General features: G+C 68.1%; 17 protein-coding genes. 14 read left to right on the top strand and 3 right to left on the bottom strand.

Features of this window, described 5'->3' with window-relative positions; translation table 11 throughout:
• The first annotated feature begins 17 nt into the window (after positions 1-17).
• The 11 genes from AC07Q9_RS08375 (at position 18) to AC07Q9_RS08325 (ending at position 13,565) form a co-directional block, all read left to right on the top strand.
• Positions 18-2,039 carry an AAA family ATPase gene (locus AC07Q9_RS08375; RefSeq protein ID WP_495308703.1) on the top strand — a complete coding sequence of 674 codons (2,022 nt, stop codon included), beginning with the start codon at positions 18-20 and terminating at the stop codon, positions 2,037-2,039.
• A gap of 43 nt (positions 2,040-2,082) precedes the next feature.
• Positions 2,083-3,429: an amino-acid N-acetyltransferase gene (argA, locus tag AC07Q9_RS08370; protein WP_062470199.1), complete on the top strand. Its 1,347-nt coding sequence runs from the start codon at positions 2,083-2,085 to the stop codon at positions 3,427-3,429.
• Between the two features lie 28 nt (positions 3,430-3,457).
• A complete protein-coding gene (locus AC07Q9_RS08365; RefSeq protein WP_495308701.1) occupies positions 3,458-4,105 on the top strand; it encodes a LysE family translocator in 648 nt (215 codons plus the stop codon).
• A 124-nt stretch (positions 4,106-4,229) separates the two neighbouring features.
• Positions 4,230-5,225, top strand: coding sequence for a DUF3829 domain-containing protein (locus AC07Q9_RS08360; RefSeq protein ID WP_495308700.1), 996 nt, complete (start codon positions 4,230-4,232; stop codon positions 5,223-5,225).
• Between the two features lie 58 nt (positions 5,226-5,283).
• Entirely contained in the window at positions 5,284-6,495 is a 1,212-nt protein-coding gene (dapC, locus tag AC07Q9_RS08355; RefSeq protein ID WP_495308698.1) for a succinyldiaminopimelate transaminase, read from the top strand.
• A gap of 49 nt (positions 6,496-6,544) precedes the next feature.
• Positions 6,545-7,378, top strand: a complete 834-nt coding sequence (gene dapD / locus AC07Q9_RS08350; protein ID WP_095745420.1) for a 2,3,4,5-tetrahydropyridine-2,6-dicarboxylate N-succinyltransferase — start codon at positions 6,545-6,547, stop codon at positions 7,376-7,378.
• 88 nt (positions 7,379-7,466) lie between these two features.
• Entirely contained in the window at positions 7,467-8,615 is a 1,149-nt protein-coding gene (locus AC07Q9_RS08345; RefSeq protein ID WP_062470184.1) for a PilT/PilU family type 4a pilus ATPase, read from the top strand.
• 128 nt (positions 8,616-8,743) lie between these two features.
• A complete protein-coding gene (gene dapE / locus AC07Q9_RS08340; protein ID WP_495308696.1) occupies positions 8,744-9,931 on the top strand; it encodes a succinyl-diaminopimelate desuccinylase in 1,188 nt (395 codons plus the stop codon).
• Positions 9,928-10,809 (top strand): 50S ribosomal protein L3 N(5)-glutamine methyltransferase, encoded by an 882-nt coding sequence (prmB, locus tag AC07Q9_RS08335; RefSeq protein WP_495308694.1) that lies wholly within the window; start codon positions 9,928-9,930, stop codon positions 10,807-10,809. The genes dapE and prmB overlap by 4 nt, the downstream gene beginning before the upstream one ends.
• A gap of 142 nt (positions 10,810-10,951) precedes the next feature.
• Positions 10,952-12,961: an ABC-F family ATP-binding cassette domain-containing protein gene (locus AC07Q9_RS08330; protein WP_495308692.1), complete on the top strand. Its 2,010-nt coding sequence runs from the start codon at positions 10,952-10,954 to the stop codon at positions 12,959-12,961.
• Between the two features lie 91 nt (positions 12,962-13,052).
• Positions 13,053-13,565 (top strand): hypothetical protein, encoded by a 513-nt coding sequence (locus AC07Q9_RS08325; RefSeq protein WP_062470172.1) that lies wholly within the window; start codon positions 13,053-13,055, stop codon positions 13,563-13,565.
• Between the two features lie 16 nt (positions 13,566-13,581).
• Here AC07Q9_RS08325 and AC07Q9_RS08320 read toward each other — a convergent pair whose 3' ends face one another.
• A complete protein-coding gene (locus tag AC07Q9_RS08320; protein WP_495308690.1) occupies positions 13,582-13,812 on the bottom strand; it encodes a helix-turn-helix domain-containing protein in 231 nt (76 codons plus the stop codon).
• 70 nt (positions 13,813-13,882) lie between these two features.
• Between AC07Q9_RS08320 and AC07Q9_RS08315 the strand changes: the two genes are divergently transcribed.
• Together AC07Q9_RS08315 and AC07Q9_RS08310 are read left to right on the top strand one after the other, a co-directional pair.
• Positions 13,883-14,608 carry a helix-turn-helix domain-containing protein gene (locus AC07Q9_RS08315; RefSeq protein WP_489056643.1) on the top strand — a complete coding sequence of 242 codons (726 nt, stop codon included), beginning with the start codon at positions 13,883-13,885 and terminating at the stop codon, positions 14,606-14,608.
• 550 nt (positions 14,609-15,158) lie between these two features.
• Positions 15,159-15,413, top strand: a complete 255-nt coding sequence (locus tag AC07Q9_RS08310) for a hypothetical protein (RefSeq protein WP_495308688.1) — start codon at positions 15,159-15,161, stop codon at positions 15,411-15,413.
• Between the two features lie 42 nt (positions 15,414-15,455).
• Here AC07Q9_RS08310 and AC07Q9_RS08305 read toward each other — a convergent pair whose 3' ends face one another.
• Positions 15,456-16,379, bottom strand: a complete 924-nt coding sequence (locus tag AC07Q9_RS08305; RefSeq protein WP_495308686.1) for a helix-turn-helix transcriptional regulator — start codon at positions 16,377-16,379, stop codon at positions 15,456-15,458.
• Positions 16,380-16,717: 338 nt separating this feature from the next.
• Between AC07Q9_RS08305 and AC07Q9_RS08300 the strand changes: the two genes are divergently transcribed.
• On the top strand, positions 16,718-17,620 hold the full coding sequence (locus AC07Q9_RS08300) for a helix-turn-helix domain-containing protein (RefSeq protein ID WP_489056640.1): 903 nt from the start codon (positions 16,718-16,720) through the stop codon (positions 17,618-17,620).
• An 11-nt stretch (positions 17,621-17,631) separates the two neighbouring features.
• Here AC07Q9_RS08300 and AC07Q9_RS08295 read toward each other — a convergent pair whose 3' ends face one another.
• A complete protein-coding gene (locus tag AC07Q9_RS08295) occupies positions 17,632-18,678 on the bottom strand; it encodes an ABC transporter ATP-binding protein (RefSeq protein ID WP_495308684.1) in 1,047 nt (348 codons plus the stop codon).
• Positions 18,679-18,690: the final 12 nt, after the last annotated feature.

The raw sequence follows: 18,690 nt of genomic DNA, 5'->3' as shown, positions 1-18,690 counted from the left end.
GAAGAAAAAAGAACCTCATGTCGCAACAAGACATTTCCCGCGACCTGCACACCACGCTGGCCGAGCGCACGCGCCACCTGCAGGCCATTGCCCATTCGCTGAAGGCCGAGCTGTTCGGCATCGACGAGATCATCGATCGCGTGATCGATTCGCTGCGCGCCTGGTACGTGCTGCCGCAGCTCATCAGCCGCCCGGTCGTCATCTGCCTGTGGGGCCTGACCGGCACCGGCAAGACGCAACTCGTGCGGCGCCTGGCGCAGCACCTGGGCTTTTACGACCGCTTCATCGAAGTGCAGATGGACGGCTTCAGCCACGGCTCGGGCCACCGCACTGCCGGCTCCATCTCGGCCATGCTGGCCGAGTCGGGCATCGCCGAGGGCGCGCCCGGCATCCTCGTGCTCGACGAGTTCCAGCGCTTTCGCACCGTGGACGCCAGCGGCAAGGAAGCGCGCGTGGAGCGCTACCAGGACGTGTGGGCGCTGCTCTCGGACGGCCGCCTGCCGCCGTCGCTGTCGGTGCTCAGCGAGATCGAGTCGTCGCTGGCCTGGGCCGAGTACGACCAGGACCGCCGCACCGATGACGACGAAGAAGACGAAGAGGAAGACGTTGCCAAGGCCGGCAAGACCAAGCGCAAGCGCCGCCTGCAGCTCTCGCCCTGGGAAGCCCAGGAGTTCAAGCGCTGCCTGAAGCTGCGCGAGTCGCTGCTCGAAATCATGACCTGGAAGCCCGACGAGATCCAGGCGCGGCTGCGCGCCTTCCGCGCCTCGCAGGACCACTGGGAAACCGACTACTCCAAGCTGCTGGTCTTCGTCTCGGGCAACCTCGACGAGATGTACGCCGAGACCGCCAAGCGGGTGGAAGACTGCGACACCGACGCCGACATCTTCCACGCGCTGACCAAGAAGCTCTCGCTCATCGACGTGAAGAAGGCGCTGGCCGAACGCTTCAAGCCCGAGCAGGTCGCGCGGCTGGGCAACAACCACGTGATCTACCCGTCGTTCAGCCGCGCCACCTACGTGCGCCTGATCCTGTCGATCTGCGACCGCTACGTGAGCGAGATCCAGGAAAGCTCGGGCGTGCGCTTCGTGCTCGACGCGAGCGTGTACGAGCAGATCTACGCCAACGCCGTGTTCCCGGCGCAGGGCACGCGCCCGCTGTTCTCGTCGATCCACGCGATCCTGAGCGCGACGCTGGTCAACGCCGCGCTGTGGGCGCTCGAACAGGGCGCGCACGGCAGCGAGCCCGTGTGGCTGATGCTCGACCCCGGCGAGGTCACGCCCGGCGGCCCGCGCCTGGTTGCGCGCTTCCGGCTGGCGCGGCGCGAGTTCCCGGTGGCGCTGGAGCTGAACCGGCTCAAGCAGCGCGCCAACGCCGACTTCCGTGCGCTGCTCGCGGTGCACGAGGCCGGCCATGGCCTGGTGTACGCCCTGCTCTTCGGCCGCGCGCCACAAGAAATCCGCATCAACGTGGCCTCGTTCGAGGGCGGCTACAACAGCTACGTGAAGCGCAAGGCCTGGTCCAAGCGCAACCTGCTGGACAGCGTGTGCGTGAGCCTGGCGGGCCGCGCGGCCGAGCGGCTGGTGTTCGGCGAATCGAGCTGCACCACCGGCGCCGAGCGCGACCTGATGCAGGCGACCGCGACGGCGGCGCGCCATGTGCGCCACCTGGGCTTCGGCACGCGCTGGAGCCGCACCGACGTGACGACCGATTCGAACGACAACCTCAACACCGACGTGGCCGCCACCAACCGCGAGATCGAGGCCATCCTGGCGCGCGAACACACCCGCGCGCTGGGCCTGCTCGAAGCGCACGCCACCGCCTTCATGGCGGTGGTCGATGCGCTGATGGCGCACGGTTCGATCGCACCGGACGAGCTCGCCGGACTGCTCGGCCTGCCGCTGGCACCAGCCGCCCCGGCGGGTGCGGCCGAGGCGGCGGTCGAGCCGCTGGACGCCTACGCCGACCAGCTCGAGGCCTTCAAGGCCCGCGGCACGCCCGCCGCGGCCGGGGCCGGCCGGCTGCTGCGCGCCCTGGCATGACGCGCTGCACCAAAACCTTGCCAAGAATGCACAATCACGCCCCATGTCCACCGTCTTCAATTTCACCTTCGTGCCCTGGTTCCGCTCGGTCGCGCCCTACATCCACACGCACCGCGGCAAGACCTTCGTGGTCGCGCTCGCGGGCGAGGCCATCGCGGCGGGCAAGCTGCAGAACATCGCGCAAGACCTGGCCCTGATCCAGAGCATGGGCGTCAAGATCGTGCTGGTGCACGGCTTCCGCCCGCAGGTCAACGAGCAGCTGGCGGCCAAGGGCCACGAGGCGAAGTACTCGCACGGCATCCGCATCACCGACGCCGTGGCGCTCGACTCGGCGCAAGAGGCCGCGGGCCAGCTGCGCTACGAGATCGAGGCCGCCTTCAGCCAGGGCCTGCCCAACACACCCATGGCCGGCTCGACGGTGCGCGTGATCTCGGGCAACTTCATCACCGCGCGCCCCGTGGGCGTGGTCGACGGGGTGGACTTCAAGCATTCGGGCCTGGTGCGCAAGGTGGACGCGGCCGGCATCCGCCGCACGCTCGATTTCGGCGCGATGGTGCTCATGTCGCCCTTCGGCTTCTCGCCGACCGGCGAGGCGTTCAACCTGACGATGGAAGAAGTGGCGACCAGCGTGGCCATCTCGATCCAGGCCGACAAGCTGATCTTCCTGACCGAAGTGCCGGGCATCCGCGTGGACAGCGAACTGCCCGAGAGCGAAGACAACCCGATCGACACCGAGCTGCCGCTGGCCGCCGCCGAGAAGCTGCTGGCCTCTCTGCCGCCCGCGCAGAAGCCGACCGACACCGCCTTCTACCTGCAGCACTGCGTGAAGGCCTGCAAGGGCGGCGTGGAACGCAACCACATCCTGCCGTTTGCGCTCGACGGTTCGCTGCTGCTCGAGATCTACGTGCACGACGGCGTCGGCACCATGGTGATCGACGAGAAGCTCGAGAGCCTGCGCGAAGCCACGGTGGACGACATCGGCGGCATCCTGCAGCTCATCGAGCCCTTCGAGCGCGACGGCACGCTGGTCAAGCGCGACCGCACCGAGATCGAGCGCGACGTGGGCCACTACACGGTCATCGAGCACGACGGCGTGATCTTCGGCTGCGCGGCGCTGTACCCGTACCCCGAGGCGAAGACCGCCGAGATGGCCGCGCTCACGGTGTCGCCGCAGTCGCAGTCGCAGGGCGACGGCGAACGCATCCTCAAGCGCATCGAGCACCGCGCCAAGGCCATGGGCCTGGAAAGCATCTTCGTGCTCACCACGGTCACGATGCACTGGTTCCTCAAGCGCGGCTTCCAGCAGGTCAACCCCGACTGGCTGCCCGAGGCGCGCAAGCGCAAGTACAACTGGGACCGCAAGAGCCAGGTGCTGGTCAAGAAGATCTGAGTCCATCCGAACAAAGAAAGACGCCCCGATGACGCTCGCCACCGCCCTGCTGTTCGCCATCGTGGCCTTCGCGGCCATCGCCACGCCCGGCCCCACGGTGCTGCTGGCCCTGAGCAACGGCTCGCGCCACGGCGTGCGCCGGGCGCTGCCGGGCATGCTCGGCGCGGTACTGTCCGACTTCGTGCTGGTCGGCGCCGTGGCGCTGGGCCTGGGCGCGCTGCTCGCGGCTTCGGAGTTCTGGTTCTCGATGCTGAAGTGGGTCGGCGCGGTCTACCTGGCCTGGCTCGGGCTGCGCATGCTGCGCTCTAAGGGCGGCTTCCAGCTGCCGAACGCGGACGCCGCGGCCACCGTCACGGCGGGCGAAAGCCGGCGCATCTTCTTCAAGTCCTTCCTGGTGGCAGTGACCAACCCCAAGGGCTACATCTTCTGCTCGGCACTGCTGCCGCAGTTCATCGACCCGGCCGCCGCGCAGGCGCCGCAGTACCTGATCATTGCGCTGATCTTCGCGGGCCTCGACATGCTGGTGATGCTGGGCTATGCCTTCGTCGGCGCCCGCGCGATCCGGCTGCTCACGGTGTCGGCCACCCGCTGGATCGACCGCGCCTGCGGCGGCATGCTGCTGGCGCTGGCGGGCTCGCTCGCCTTCTATCGGCGCAGCGCGGCCACCGCCGTCTGATCGACCTCGCGTCCCCCCGACCGCTGTCCTCAGGCAGCCGCGCTCCTCCCCACGATGTTTTTCCGGCAAGCCGTGCCATCCCGCGGCCTGCCCGTGCTGTTTTTTCAACGGAGGAAACGAAAGAATGAAGAAGTACCAAACCCTGCTGGGTGCCACCCTCGTCGCCGTCTCGGCGCTCGTCGCGGGCTGCGGCGACAAGGCGGACAAGACCGCCCCGCCCGCTTCCGCCGAAGCCAAGCCCGCCGCTCAGGCCGGCAACGACCAGCAGCAGCTCGTCGAGAAGTACAACCTCTACGTCGACGTGTCGAACAACCTGCGCACCTCGTTCCAGGAAGCCCGCGAGAGCTACATGACCGCCCAGGTGCCGCTGCTGCAGGCCAAGGCGCCGCTCACCAGCCTGCGCATCCAGAACGACATCCTGGTCGACCGCTCGGCCAGGAAGCTCGATGCCGCCGCCGCCATCGCCGCGCCGCTGCCCGAGATCGACGAATCGGCCAAGGCCTTCTCGGCCGCCCTCAAGGTGCTGTCACCGCTGAGCCGCGAGCTGAACGACTACGCCAATTCCAAGGGCTACCTCGCCGACAACGGCGACAAGGCACGCCAGATGAGCGCCGACTACCTGGCCGCGCTCACCACCGTCGCGCAGGCCGAAGCGGCCTTCGACAAGGGCCTGAGTGCCCGCGACCGGGCGCTCACCAGGGAAGCCTTCGAGAAGGCGCCCAAGGACACCGCCGCCTACTACCGCGCCGGCCTGATCTACCACGGCAAGCTCAACCACGCCGACGCCATGGCGCTGTTCGCCGCGCCCAACGACCCGCAGGCGCTGGCCGCCTTCGAGGCCTCGCTGGCGCTGGTGGCCGACTCGGCCGCGGGCTGGAGCAAGAAGACCGCCGAGCAGTCGGCCCAGAGCGGCAAGAGCTGCAGCGGCGGCATGCTGCAGATCAACGAGTTCATCGGCCAGTCGCGCTCGGTGATCAAGGACGCCAGGGACGGCGTGTTCAAGCGCAAGGAAACCGGTGCGATGGCCCGCATGGGCCGCTCGGCCATCGTCGACGCGGCCCACCGCTACAACCAGAACTTCGCCAACATGATCGGCCAGTTCAACCACCCGCTTTGCTGAGCGGGCCAAGGGGCGCGGGGCGTGCGGGCCGCCCGGCCCGTCGCCGATAATCCGGGGCATGAATCCCTTGCTTGCCAAATTGCAGCCGTACCCGTTCGAGCGGCTGAAGCAACTGTTCGCGGGCGTCACGCCCGCCCCCGAATTCGCCCCCATCAGCCTGGGCATCGGCGAGCCCAAGCACGCCACGCCGGCCTTCATCAAGGACGCCCTGAGCGCCGGCCTCGGCGCCCTTGCCGCCTACCCGGCCACCGCCGGCGAGCTGAAACTGCGCACCGCCTTCACCGACTGGCTGCATCGCCGCTACAGCCTGTCGCTCGACCCGGCCACCCAGGTGCTGCCGGTCAACGGCTCGCGCGAGGCGCTGTTCTCGCTCGCCCAGACCGTGGTCGACGCCAGCGGCAGCACCAAGCCGGTGGTGATGTCGCCCAACCCGTTCTATCAAATCTACGAGGGCGCGGCCCTGCTCTCGGGCGCCGAGCCGTACTACGTGCCCAGCGTGCCCGCGCGCAACTTCGCGGTCGACTGGGACAGCGTGCCCGAGGCCGTCTGGGCCCGCACCCAGCTCGTGTTCGTCTGCTCGCCGGGCAATCCCACGGGCGCCGTGATGTCTCTGGACGAGTGGAAGAAGCTCTTCGCGCTGTCCGACCGCCACGGCTTCGTGATTGCCGCCGACGAGTGCTACAGCGAGATCTACTTCCGCGACGAGCCCCCGCTGAGCGGCCTCGAAGCCTCGATGAAGCTCGGCCGCCCCGACTTCAAGAACCTGATCGCGCTCACCTCGCTGTCCAAGCGCAGCAACGTGCCCGGCCTGCGCAGCGGCTTCGTGGCCGGCGACGCGGCCCTCATCAAGGGCTTTTTGCTGTACCGCACCTACCACGGCAGCGCCATGAGCGGCGCCGTGGCCGCCGCCAGCATCGCGGCCTGGGGCGACGAGTCGCACGTGGTCGACAACCGCGCCCAGTATCGCGCCAAGTTCGCCGCCGTCACGCCGCTGCTCGAACCCGTGCTCGACGTGCGCCTGCCCGACGCCAGCTTCTACCTCTGGGCCGGCGTGCCCGAAGTGTGGGCTGGCGACGACGAAGCCTTCGCCCGCGCGCTCTACGCTCAATACAATGTCACGGTTCTGCCGGGGAGCTATCTGGCGCGCGACACCGACCACAGCGCCAATCCGGGCCGCGGTCGCATCCGCATGGCGCTGGTGGCCGAAACCGCCGAGTGCGTCGAGGCCGCCCAGCGCATCGTCCGTTTCGTCCAGGGCGGTCGCCGCTGACCGCGCTCCGCCCCGCTCCCTGCCCCCTTTTTCACCCGAGACTCTCTCCATGACACAGCAACTGCAACAAATCATCGACGCCGCGTGGGAAGACCGCGCCAACATCTCGATCACCGCCGCCCCCGCCGAAGTGCGTGACGCCGTCGAGCACGTGATCACCGAGCTGAACAACGGCAAGCTGCGCGTCGCCACCCGCCAGGGCGTGGGCCAGTGGACCGTGCACCAGTGGATCAAGAAGGCCGTGCTGCTGTCGTTCCGCCTGAAGGACAACGAGCAGATCCAGGCCGGCTCGCTGGGCTTCTACGACAAGGTGCCGACCAAGTTCTCGCACCTGTCGGCCGCCGAGCTGAAGGAATCGGGCGTGCGCATCGTGCCGCCGGCCGTGGCCCGCCGCGGCAGCTTCATCGCCAAGGGCGCGATCCTGATGCCTTCGTACGTGAACATCGGCGCCTACGTGGGCGAAGGCTCCATGGTCGACACCTGGGCCACCGTCGGTTCGTGCGCGCAGGTCGGTGCCAACGTGCACCTGTCGGGCGGCGTGGGCCTGGGCGGCGTGCTCGAGCCGCTGCAAGCCAACCCGACCATCATCGAAGACAACTGCTTCATCGGCGCGCGCTCCGAAGTCGTCGAAGGCGTGATCGTCGAAGAGAACTCGGTGCTGGGCATGGGCGTGTACCTGGGCCAGAGCACCCCGATCTTCAACCGCGACACCGGCGAAATCTCGTACGGCCGCGTGCCCGCCGGCAGCGTGGTCATCAGCGGCAGCCTGCCCAAGAAGACCAAGTCGGGCCAGGACTACAGCACCTACGCTGCAGTCATCGTGAAGACGGTCGACGCACAAACGCGCTCCAAGACCAGCCTGAACGACCTGCTGCGCGACTGACGCACCCAACCACCGGCCGCTGGTTTCACCGCTCGCGGCCGGTCCGCTTCTTCCCCTGAGAAAAAAACAGCACCGAGGAGAGAGACCGATGAACATGATGGAACGGATTCTTCGTTTGATGGCCGAGCGCAAGGCCTCCGACATCTACCTCTCGGCCCACTCCCCGGTGATGATCCGCATCAACGGCAACTGCCTGCCGATCAATGCGCAGGTGCTGCCGCCGACCGCGCCGCTGGCGCTGCTGTCGGAAGTGGTGCCCGAAGCCCGCATCCAGGAACTGGAAAACACGGGCGAACTCAACATGGCCGTCGCCCTCGAAGGTGCCGGCAACTACCGCATCAGCGCCATGCGCCAGCGCGGCAGCTACGCCGTGGTGGTGCGGCACATCGCCTCGGTCATCCCCAGCTTCGACGACCTGAACCTGCCCGACATCCTGAAGTCGCTCATCATGGAAAAGCGCGGGCTGATCCTGATGGTGGGCGCCACCGGCGCGGGCAAGACCACCACGCTGGCCTCGATGCTCGACTACCGCAACGAGCACGCCAGCGGCCACATCCTCACGGTCGAGGAGCCGATCGAGTTCACCTACACCAACAAGAAATCGCTGGTGAACCAGCGCGATGTGGGCAGCGACACCACCTCGCTGCAGGTGGCCCTGAAGAACGCGCTGCGCCAGGCGCCCGACGTGATCCAGATCGGCGAAATCCGCGACCGCGACACCATGACGGCCGCCATTGCCTATGCGCAGTCGGGCCACCTGTGCGTGGCCACGCTGCACGCCAACAACAGCTACCGCGCGCTGAACCGCATCCTGAGCTTCTTCCCGGTCGAGGTGCGCCCCACCCTGCTGGGCGACCTGGGCTCGGCGCTGCGCGCCGTGGTGTCGCAGCGCCTGCTGCGCACGCCGGCCGGCGGGCGTGTGCCCGCGCTCGAAGTGATGCTGAACACCGCGCTGGTGGCCGACCTGATCGAAAAGGGCGACTTCTCCGGCGTCAAGGAGGCCATGGAGCAGTCGATGGCCGAAGGCTCGCAGACCTTCGAGGAAGACATCGCCCGCCTCATCACCGAGGAACGCGTGACCCGCGAAGAAGGCCTGGCCAACGCCGACTCGCCCACCAACCTGATGTGGCGCCTGCAGAACCGCGACGCGCCCAAGAAGCAGGCCGAGGATCGCGACCTGACCGACCAGCTCGACGAACCCACCTTCACCGACATCACGCTAGACGTGAAATTTTGACTCTCCCCCAGGCTGCGCGCACTTCGTGTCGCTACGCCAACCCCCTTCCGGGGGCAACACCAGCGGCCCGGCAAAGCCGGTTCCGCGGTGTTTGCTGGAAAGGGACCCGCCCAACTGCTCACTCTGCCATGTCCCGTACGCTCCAGCTCGCCGAACAACTGATCTCGCGCCCTTCCGTCACCCCCGACGACGCGGGTTGCCAACAGATCCTGGGCGAACGCCTCGCCGCGCTGGGCTTCACGCTGGAAACCATCGAGAGCGGCCCGGCCGATTTCCGGGTCACCAACCTCTGGGCCGTGCGCCGCCCCACGAACGGCAAGGCCACAAAGACGCTGGTCTTCGCCGGCCATACCGACGTGGTGCCCACCGGCCCGCTCGACCAGTGGAGCAGCCACCCGTTCACGCCCACGCACCGCGACGGCAAGCTCTACGGCCGCGGCGCCTGCGACATGAAGACCTCGGTCGCGGCCTTCGTGACCTCCATTGAAGAGTTTTTGCAGGGCGAGCCCGACCCGGCGCTCACGCTGGCCCTGCTGCTGACCAGCGACGAGGAAGGCCCGGGCGTCGACGGCACCGTGATCGTCTGCAACGCGCTGGCCGCACGCGGTGAAACCATCGACTACTGCATCGTCGGCGAGCCCACCTCAGTCGCGCGCTGCGGCGACATGATCAAGAACGGCCGCCGCGGCACCATGAGCGGCAAGCTCACGGTGAACGGCGTGCAGGGCCACATCGCCTACCCGCACCTGGCGAAGAACCCGGTGCACGCGGTGGCGCCCGCGCTGGCCGAACTGGTGGCGATCAACGCCGCCGGTGGCTGGGACGCGCAAAGCAACCCCTACTTCCAGCCCACCAGCTGGCAGATCAGCAATTTCCACGCAGGCACCGGCGCGAGCAACGTGATTCCGGGCAGCGCGGTGATCGACTTCAATTTCCGCTTCTCGACCGAGTCGACGCCCGAATCGCTGCAGCAGCGCGTGCGGGCTGTGCTCGACGCGCACGGCGTCGACTGCACCCTGACCTGGACCGTCGGCGGCCTGCCCTTCCTGACCACGCCCGGCGAACTCGTCACGGCCGTGCAGGCGGCGATCCGCGAAGAAACCGGCCTGGACACCGAGCTGTCGACCAGCGGCGGCACCAGCGACGCGCGCTTCATCGCCAAGATCTGCAAGCAGGTGGTCGAGTGCGGCCCGGTGAACGCCAGCATCCACAAGATCGACGAGCACATCGAGGTGGCCGAGATCGAGACGCTGAAGAACATCTACCTGCGCACGCTGCGCGGGCTCGACGCGGCGCTCGCCCAGGGCGCCCGATGAGCACCGTCATCGAACTGATCGAAGCCGGTGCCCAGCGCCTGACCGACGCCGGCGTGGCCTTCGGCCACGGCACCGCCAACGCCTTCGACGAAGCCGCCTGGCTCGTGCTGTGGCGCCTGAAGCAGCCGCTGGACGACATCGACGCCGTGGCCGACACCCCCGTGTCGCCGGCCGACGCCGCCAAGGTGGCTGCCCTCATCGAAGAGCGCATCGCCACGCGCAAACCCGCCGCCTACCTCACCAAAGAAGCGTGGCTGCAGGGCGTGCCCTTCTACGTGGACGAGCGCGCCATCGTGCCGCGCAGCTTCATTGCCGAACTCATCGCCGACGGCAGCATCGACTACTGGCTGGGCGAACACACGCAGCGCGTGCTCGACCTGTGCACCGGCAACGGCAGCCTGGCCGTCATTGCGGCCCTGACCTACCCGGACGTGACGGTCGATGCCGCCGACCTGTCGGTCGAGGCGCTCGAAGTGGCCGCCATCAACGTCACGCGCCACGCGCTCGACGCCCGCGTCACCTTGATCGAATCGGACGGCCTGAAGAACGTGCCCGGTACGTACGACCTCGTGCTGTGCAACCCGCCCTACGTGAACAGCGCCAGCATGGCTGCGCTGCCCGCCGAATACCGCGCCGAGCCCGAACTGGCGCTGGCCGGCGGCACCGACGGCATGGATTTCGTGCGCCAGCTGTTCACCGACGCGCCCGCCCGCATGAGCGAGCAGGCCGTGCTGGTGCTCGAAATCGGCAACGAGCGCGACTACTTCGAGGCCGCGTTTCCGCAGCTCGAGGTGGTCTGGCTCGAAACCTCGGCCGGCGAAGACCAGGTGCTGCTGGTCACCCGGACGGCACTGCTGGCCGGCGCCGGCGCGCGTTAGCGGCGCCCCGCCCAAGCCCCCTTCTTCGCCTTGCATGCAGCCTCGTGGCTGCCCCCCTTTCATCGGGTGATGTCCGCCTTTGCCCCTTCGCGCCGGCTCGCTGAAGGTCGGACGGGATAATCCCCCCTACGGTTCCTATTTCATGATTACTCTCAAAAACGTCATTCTTCGCCGCAGCGCCAAGAAACTGCTCGACGGCGCCACCGTCAATCTCAACCCCGGCGAAAAGGTCGGCCTGGTGGGACGCAACGGCGCCGGCAAGTCGTCGCTGTTCGCGCTGTTCAACGGCACGCTGCACGAAGACGGCGGCGATTTCTACATTCCCAAGCAGTGGCGCATGGCCCAGGTGGCGCAGGACATGCCCGAGACCGAGGAGTCGGCCACCGACTTCGTGGTCGGCGGCGACACCCGCCTGACCGAGCTGCGCGCCACGCTGGCCGCCATCGAGGCCGCCTACGCCGAGAACCCCGACGACGCCGACATCGGCATGGAGCTGGCCCACGCCTACACCGACCTGGCCGATGCCGGCGAGCACGACGCCGTGCCGCGCGCGCAGGCGCTGGTGCTGGGCCTGGGCTTCAAGTCGCACGAGCTCGACGAGCCCGTCAACAGCTTCTCGGGCGGCTGGCGCATGCGCCTGCAGCTGGCCCGCGCGCTGATGTGCCCGAGCGACCTGCTGCTGCTCGACGAACCGACCAACCACCTGGACTTGGACGCGCTCGTCTGGCTCGAAGCCTGGCTGCAGAAGTACGCCGGCACCATGATCGTCATCAGCCACGACCGCGAGTTTCTCGACGCCGTGACCGACGTCACCCTGCACATCGCCAACGCGCAGCTCACGCGCTACGGCGGCAACTACAGCAAGTTCGAGGACATGCGCGCGCTGCAGATGGAGCAGCAGCAGGTGGCCTTCAGCAAGCAGCAGGACAAGATCGCCCACCTGCAGAAGTTCATCGACCGCTTCAAGGCCAAGGCCAGCAAGGCCAAGCAGGCGCAAAGCCGCGTCAAGGCGCTGGAGCGCATGGAGCGCGTGGCGCCGCTGCTGGCCGAAGCCGACTTCACCTTCGAGTTCAAGGAGCCGGGCAACATCCCGAACCCGATGCTCTCGATCGACAACGCGAGCTTCGGCTACGAGATCGAAGGCGAAGCGCCCAAGACCATCCTGCGCGGCGTGAGCCGCTCGGTGCTGGCGGGCCAGCGCATCGGCATCCTGGGCGCCAACGGCCAGGGCAAGTCGACGCTGGTGAAGACCATCGCGCGCGAAATGGGCGCGCTGGCCGGCCAGGTCACCGAAGGCAAGGGCCTGAACATCGGCTACTTCGCGCAGCAGGAACTCGACGTGCTGCGCCCGCAGGACAACCCGCTGGAGCACATGGTGCGCATGGCGCGCGAACTCGGCAGCAATGCCAAGGAAGCCACCGGCGAGCAGGCCCTGCGCGGCTACCTGGGCAGCTTCAACTTCAGCGGCGACATGGTCAAGCAGCCCGTGGGCACCATGAGCGGCGGCGAAAAGGCCCGCCTCGTGCTCGCGATGATGGTCTGGCAACGCCCCAACCTGCTGCTGCTGGACGAGCCCACCAACCACCTGGACCTCGCCACCCGCGAAGCCCTGGCCGTGGCGCTCAACGAGTTCGAAGGCACGCTGATGCTGGTGAGCCACGACCGTGCGCTGCTGCGTTCGGTGTGCGACGAGTTCTGGCTCGTGGGCCGCGGCGTCGTTGCCGACTTCGACGGCGACCTGGACGACTACCAGCGCTACCTGCTCGACGAGTCCAAGCGCCTGCGCGAAGAGGCCAAGGTGGCCGTGCGCGAAGCGGACGCCGTGGCTGCGGCCGCCGCTGCCGCAGCAGCCGCCGCGGTACCGGCCAAGAGCAGCAGCAACACCCCCGAGCAGCGCAAGCAGGACGCCCAGGAGCGCCAGCAGCGCAGCGAACAGGCCAAGCCGCTGAAGAAGGAAATCGCCAAGATCGACGAGCGCATGGCGGCGGCCAGCACCGAGCGCAGCACGCTCGAAGCCCGACTGGCCGAACCGCTGCCGCCCGCCGAGATCGCCGACGCCGGCAAGCGGCTGAAGGCGCTCAACGACGAGATCGCGCAACTCGAAGAGCGCTGGCTGGCGCTGTCCGACCAGCTCGAAGCGCTGGCGGCCTAAGCCCCCTGCCCGCGCACGGCTGGCAAACCGCCGGCCGGCACGGGCCGGGTAGCATGGCACGCTCAGGGAACCCGCCAAGGAGCCACGCTGCATGCCTTCTTCGATCGAACTCGCCCGGGGCGATGAAAAACTCATCGCGGCCATCCACCGCAGCCGACGCCTGATCGGCCGCAAGGCCCTCATGGCCGCCGCCGCCAGCGCCATTCCGCTGCCCGGCGTCGACTGGATGGCCGACGCGGCGCTGCTGTCGCGCCTCGTGCCGCAGATCAGTTCCGAGTTCGGCCTCTCGGTCACCCAGGTCGAAAAGCTCGCGCCGCACCAGCGTGAGCGCATCCAGAAGGCCGCCACCACGCTCGGCGCCCTGCTCGTGGGCCGCCTCGTCACGCGCGAGCTGCTCATGAAGCTGGCCCGGCACGCCGGCATCCGCCTCACCGCCAAGCAGGCCACCAAGTACGTGCCCATCGCCGGGCAGGTCGTGTCGGCCGCGCTCGGCTATGCCGCGCTGCGCGCGCTGGGCGAACAGCACATCAAGGACTGCGTGCGCGTGAGCACCACGCTGGCCCTGACGCCGCCCGAGCCCGCCGAACGGCTCAAGCCGGCCTGATCCGGCCACTTCCGGCTCAGTCGCCGGCTGGCGGCGGCCCGTAGTGCGCGGCCGGCCGCAGCGCCTCTTCCTTCATGCGCTGCTCGTAGGCGGCCAGCAGCGCGACATAGTGGCGCGACATCACGTCGCTCACCCGCCCCAGTCCGATCTTGCTGACCGTGGGCTGCGGAATGCCCGTGCGTTCCTGGATCTGCTTTTGCGTCAACCCGAGCGCCCGCAGCGCTTGCACCAATTCGCGTGGCTTCATATCGATCCTCCCTTTTTTTCCTATTTTAGAGTCCAATACGAATATTCATCTGCGCTTGAATCTCCACCCCATGGAGACTATTGCTTCTCGTGCCCTGGCCGCACGCAAATTCGCCAAGATGACGCAGAAGCAGGCCGAGGCCGCTTCGGGTGTCAAGCAGTCGAGCATCTCGAAGATCGAGCGTGGCGACACCAGCCGGTCGATGAGCGTGCTCGCCCTGGCGCGCGCCTACCGCGCCGATCCCAACTGGCTCGACACCGGCGACGGTCCCGCCCCGTGGGACGAGGTGCAGATCCGTCTGGCACGCGACAACGCGCACGAACCGCCCGGCCCCTACCGCGTCACCCGCATCCCGCCCGCCGGCCCGGGCTTTGCGCCGCAGACGCCCGGCACCGTGCCGCTGATCACGTGGGAGCACGCGGGCGAATGGCGCGGCGCCGAATCGCCGCCCCGGCCGACGCTGGCCGAACGCTGGATTCCCTGCATCGCGCACCACAGCGCCGGCACCTACGCGCTGCGCGTGCGCGGCGACAGCATGACCTCGCCGCACGGGCACCTGAAGAGCTACCCGGCCGGATCGATCGTTTTTGTCGACCCGCAGCACACCACGCCCGACGACGGCGAGCGCGTGATCGCCAAGCTCGACGACGACACGAGCGGCGAAGTCACCTTCAAGGTCTACAAGGCCGACGCGGGCCGCCGCTGGCTGCTGCCGCTGAACCCCGCGCACGAAGCCGTGCGTGTGCCCTTCACCGTGCTGGGCACCGTGATCGGCAAATGGGAAGACGAAGACTGAAGACCGAAAGGACCTCTTTTCGCGAGGTCAGGTTGCGTACAGATTCGCTGGGCACAGTGAGGTTTCTCCCGGTGGCTTGCACCTCTGATCCTCCCTCCTCCAGCAAGTCACCCTTCCAGCCCGCCCTCGTGCGGGCTGTTTTTTTGCCTGCATGCTGCGCGCCTGCATGAAGATTTTGAGGGACTGATTTATTTTGGTATATAATCGGCGGTTGCCCGAAACGATCGGGCATTTGCCTGGCCAGGCAAGCTGAATCTCATACCAGCGCGTCGAAGTCATAGCGACGAGAAAAACAACAATGACTTCCGCAAACGAATCTTTGCCGTAGCGTGGACCGCGTAAGAGTTCACGACCAACTTCCGAACAAAGCCCTCCTCGTGAGGGCTTTGTCATTTCCGGCCTGCTAACAGCCCCAAGGGGCCCCAAGGTGTTTGCCTGCCGTCAACCCCTCTTTTTTCCTACACGGTGTAACGGAATGCGGCCTACGCGGTTCCACCCGGGCGCAAGAGACGATTCGTTCACTGTCAGCACAGGGAACAAAGGGAACGACATGAGCCTCAGGGACATCCGCGAACGCTACGGCGTGAGCTTCGAAAGAGGAACCCGCGTCATCTGCGGTGGCCGCCTCGGCACCGTCGCCGGGGCGAGCAACTCGCACATCCGCGTCAAGTTCGACGGGCGCCAGATCAGCAGCCCGTGCGATCCGATGGAGGTCCAGCCGTGCCACGAGGACGCCACGGGCCCCACCGGCCTCGCCGACCTCGCGCCGCAGGCCAGCGCGCAGGACTGGCACGCCCCGGCCTGACACCCGCACGGGGGCCTCGAAGGCCCCTTCTCTTCGCCGCTTTCAGATTTCGCTCAGCACGCCGAAATCGCTGTCGCTCTGCTGCACCGCGTTCACCAGCTGCACGCGGTTGCGCGCGGCGAAGCGGCGCCGCAGCTGGCGCATGTGGTAGTCGACCGTGTGGGACGACAGGTCCAGCCGGTTGGCGATTTCCTTGTCGCTGCGCCCCTGCAGCAGGTGCTGCAGGATGTCCTGTTGCGTCGCCGAGATCTCGATGCGCCCCGTGCCCGGCGCGCCGACGATGCGCGTGTGGCGTGTCACGTACTCGTGCACGCTCAGGCCCAGGACCAGCCCCTGCCCGATCACGCTGTCGGTGATCCAGTCTCGCCCGGGCCGGCGCGACAGCAGGCTGATCACGGTGTGCTGGTTCACGTGCGTGGGCGAGGCCAGGCGAAACATCAGCCCGCTGCGGATGTCGCTGGCCTCCAGGTCATCGAGAAAGCGCTGGCGCTGCCCGCCCGGGTCGTCGGGCTCCTGCGCCGCCAGGGCTTCGAGCTGCGTCACGTCCCACACCAGCGGCACGCTCGACGCAGGCACGCCCTGCTGGCGCAGGTCGCCGCCGCAGTAGCTGTGCGCGAAGTAGCGTTGGGTCCACTCGGGGTTCGCATACGCCGTGAAAAAACTCAGGGGCCACCAGCGTCCCCGCATGTACGCCACCGCGCCATAGCCCAGCCAGTCGAAGTCGAGCGTGTGCAGCATGCCGCGCACCAGCGCCGCACGGGACTCGATGTCGGGCGCGTCCAGCAGGTCGCCGACGATGCTGGGCACGCTGCCGGCCGGGCGCTGCACGGTCTGCGGCAGGAACAGCTGCTCCTCGCCATAGAACTGCGGGATCGGCTGGGTGCACTGCTGCAGCTCGGCATCGGACAGCGACGCGGGATCGACATCCTGCGGTTGTTGCTGCGGCGCGTGTGACAGCGACGCCAACGGAGCACGATAGAACAAGGTAGACAGAATCATGGGAGGCCTGATGGATGTGCCGCCGGCACCAGACAGTGTTCAGTGGGGCGGACTGGGAGCCAAACTACCAAAAGGGCGGAGACACCGCCTTGTAAATTCTTAGCAACCGACGGGCGCGCAGCATGCCGCGCAGGCGGTGCGCGGCAATGTCCTACAGCCCGCGCTTCCAACTGAATACCTTCGCCTGAAGCGCGCGCGGCACCGGTCGATTCCTGTGCGATCGAGGCTTCACAGATGCAGACCTCGCTGGCATGCTGCGCACCGCACGCAGCAATTGCCCGACGTTCGCAAACCCCCGTCTCCCGATGGAACCCGTTGCCTCCCGCTACTGGCGAGACGCCGATCTCGCAGGCCTTCAATTCACCGCCAACCGCTTCCGCCATCGCGAGGTGCGGCCGCACCGGCACGTCGGCTTCACGCTCGCGGTGGCCGACACCGAGCTGCATGTGCGCAGCGGCACCCGCGTGACCGTCGTGCCACCCGGCACGCTGCTGCGCATCGCGCCGCATGTCTGGCATTCGGTGCAGGCGCGCACGACACCGTGGCACGAAGACGCGCTCTATTGCAGCTTCGCCGTGGCGCGCTGCATCAGCCCCGTGGACGACGCCCTGCCGCGTGCGCGCGTGCAGGACGACGCGGGCATCTCGGTGTTCCTCGATGCCGCCGCGGCGCTCGAATTCCTCGAATGCCATCGCCTGCTCTTCGCGCCCACGCGCAACGGCAACGCCGACGACGTCGTTGCGGCGCGCACGCTGCTGCGCCGGCGCCTGGCGCAATGGATTCCCGCCGAGCCGCCACCCGTGCACGCGCACGGGCCCGACGACGCGCCACCGCTGCCCGACAGCGGCGACGAACGCCTGAACCGGCTCTATGCCCTGATCGCGTCGGGCTTTCACCAGCGCATGACGCTCGACAGCCTCGCCGACGAGGTCGGCTGGCATCCGGTGCATCTGCAGCGGCGCTTCCGGGCCGCATGGGGCTTCACGCCGCACGAGATGCTGGTGGGCCATCGCATCGAGTACGCGCGCGACCTCATCGCCGGCGGCGCACACGTCACCTACGCGGCGCATGCGGCGGGCTTCACCGACCAGAGCCATCTGCACAAGACCTTCATGACCACCTACGCCGTGCTGCCCGGCGACTACCGCAAGCTCGCCGCGCTCGACGCGCTGCAGCCGCTGTCGGCCCGCAACGGCATCGCCGGGTAGGTGGCACGTGTTCATTGCGCGGCAACGATGGACACGCCGTGGTCCGCCAGGTACAGACTCACCGGCGCGCCCTGGCTCAGCGGCTGGCGCACCTCGGGCGACACCACGAAGATGTCGCCCAGCGGGCTGCGGAAGGTGTATTCCACGAGGCTGCCCACATAGGTCTGCTTGAGCACGCGCGCCGCCAGGCCGGTGCTGGCAACGGGCCCGATCACCCAGGCCTCGGGCCGCACCGCGAGCTTCACCGGACCGGGGCGCACGCCCGGTGCAGCCACCACGGTCAGCGCGCCGAGCGACACGCGCCCGTCTTCACTGCACTCGCCGTCGAACAGCATCGCCTCGCCCATGAAGCCGGCGACGAACTCGGAGTTCGGCGCCTCGTACAACTCGTGCGGCGTGCCCTGCTGCGCGATCACGCCCTGGTCCATCACGATGATGTGGTCGCTGACGGCCAGCGCCTCGTTCTGGTCGTGCGTGACGTAGGCCACGGTCAGCGCCAGGCGCTGCTGCAGCGCGCGGATCTCCTCGCGCATCGAGCGGCGCAGGCGGGCGTCGAGGTTCGACAGCGGCTCGTCGAACAGCAGAACCGCGGGTTCCAGCGCCAGCGCGCGTGCGAGCGCCACGCGCTGCTGCTGGCCACCCGACAGCTCGCTGGGCGTGCGCTCGTTCATGCCGCGCAGGCCGACCGTCTCGAGCATCAGCGCGGCCTTCTCACGCGCCTGCGGCACCGGCAGGCCCGACATGCGCAGCCCGTACGAGACGTTCTCGATCACGTTCATGTGCGGGAACAGCGCGTAGCTCTGGAACACCAGGCTCACGTTGCGCTGCGCGGCGCCCAGCGCGGTCACGTCCTTGCCGTCGATCAGGATGCGCCCGGCGCTCGGGCTCTCCAGCCCCGCGAGCATGCGCAACGTGGTCGTCTTGCCGCAGCCCGAGGGGCCGAGGATGGTGGTCAACGTGCCCTTCGGCACGCCGAAGCTGATGTTCTTCACCACCAGCGGCGCGTCGGAGGCCGTGCCGTAGCGCTTGGAGACGTTCTGGAATTCGAAGCCGTACATCTGGATCTGTCT

Source organism: Variovorax sp. GW821-FHT09A10, from assembly GCF_059418385.1.
The sequence above is the reverse complement of the archived record's forward strand: the minus strand, read 5'-3'. Positions and strand labels throughout refer to the sequence as shown.

What these genes read in the sequence shown, in the direction of transcription:
- AC07Q9_RS08375 (WP_495308703.1), top strand. Translation starts at nt 18, where the DNA reads ATGTCGCAACAAGACATTTCCCGCGACCTGCACACCACGCTGGCCGAG.
- argA (WP_062470199.1), top strand. Translation starts at nt 2,083, where the DNA reads ATGTCCACCGTCTTCAATTTCACCTTCGTGCCCTGGTTCCGCTCGGTC.
- AC07Q9_RS08365 (WP_495308701.1), top strand. Translation starts at nt 3,458, where the DNA reads ATGACGCTCGCCACCGCCCTGCTGTTCGCCATCGTGGCCTTCGCGGCC.
- AC07Q9_RS08360 (WP_495308700.1), top strand. Translation starts at nt 4,230, where the DNA reads ATGAAGAAGTACCAAACCCTGCTGGGTGCCACCCTCGTCGCCGTCTCG.
- dapC (WP_495308698.1), top strand. Translation starts at nt 5,284, where the DNA reads ATGAATCCCTTGCTTGCCAAATTGCAGCCGTACCCGTTCGAGCGGCTG.
- dapD (WP_095745420.1), top strand. Translation starts at nt 6,545, where the DNA reads ATGACACAGCAACTGCAACAAATCATCGACGCCGCGTGGGAAGACCGC.
- AC07Q9_RS08345 (WP_062470184.1), top strand. Translation starts at nt 7,467, where the DNA reads ATGAACATGATGGAACGGATTCTTCGTTTGATGGCCGAGCGCAAGGCC.
- dapE (WP_495308696.1), top strand. Translation starts at nt 8,744, where the DNA reads ATGTCCCGTACGCTCCAGCTCGCCGAACAACTGATCTCGCGCCCTTCC.
- prmB (WP_495308694.1), top strand. Translation starts at nt 9,928, where the DNA reads ATGAGCACCGTCATCGAACTGATCGAAGCCGGTGCCCAGCGCCTGACC.
- AC07Q9_RS08330 (WP_495308692.1), top strand. Translation starts at nt 10,952, where the DNA reads ATGATTACTCTCAAAAACGTCATTCTTCGCCGCAGCGCCAAGAAACTG.
- AC07Q9_RS08325 (WP_062470172.1), top strand. Translation starts at nt 13,053, where the DNA reads ATGCCTTCTTCGATCGAACTCGCCCGGGGCGATGAAAAACTCATCGCG.
- AC07Q9_RS08320 (WP_495308690.1), bottom strand. Translation starts at nt 13,812, where the DNA reads ATGAAGCCACGCGAATTGGTGCAAGCGCTGCGGGCGCTCGGGTTGACG.
- AC07Q9_RS08315 (WP_489056643.1), top strand. Translation starts at nt 13,883, where the DNA reads ATGGAGACTATTGCTTCTCGTGCCCTGGCCGCACGCAAATTCGCCAAG.
- AC07Q9_RS08310 (WP_495308688.1), top strand. Translation starts at nt 15,159, where the DNA reads ATGAGCCTCAGGGACATCCGCGAACGCTACGGCGTGAGCTTCGAAAGA.
- AC07Q9_RS08300 (WP_489056640.1), top strand. Translation starts at nt 16,718, where the DNA reads ATGGAACCCGTTGCCTCCCGCTACTGGCGAGACGCCGATCTCGCAGGC.
- AC07Q9_RS08295 (WP_495308684.1), bottom strand. Translation starts at nt 18,678, where the DNA reads ATGTACGGCTTCGAATTCCAGAACGTCTCCAAGCGCTACGGCACGGCC.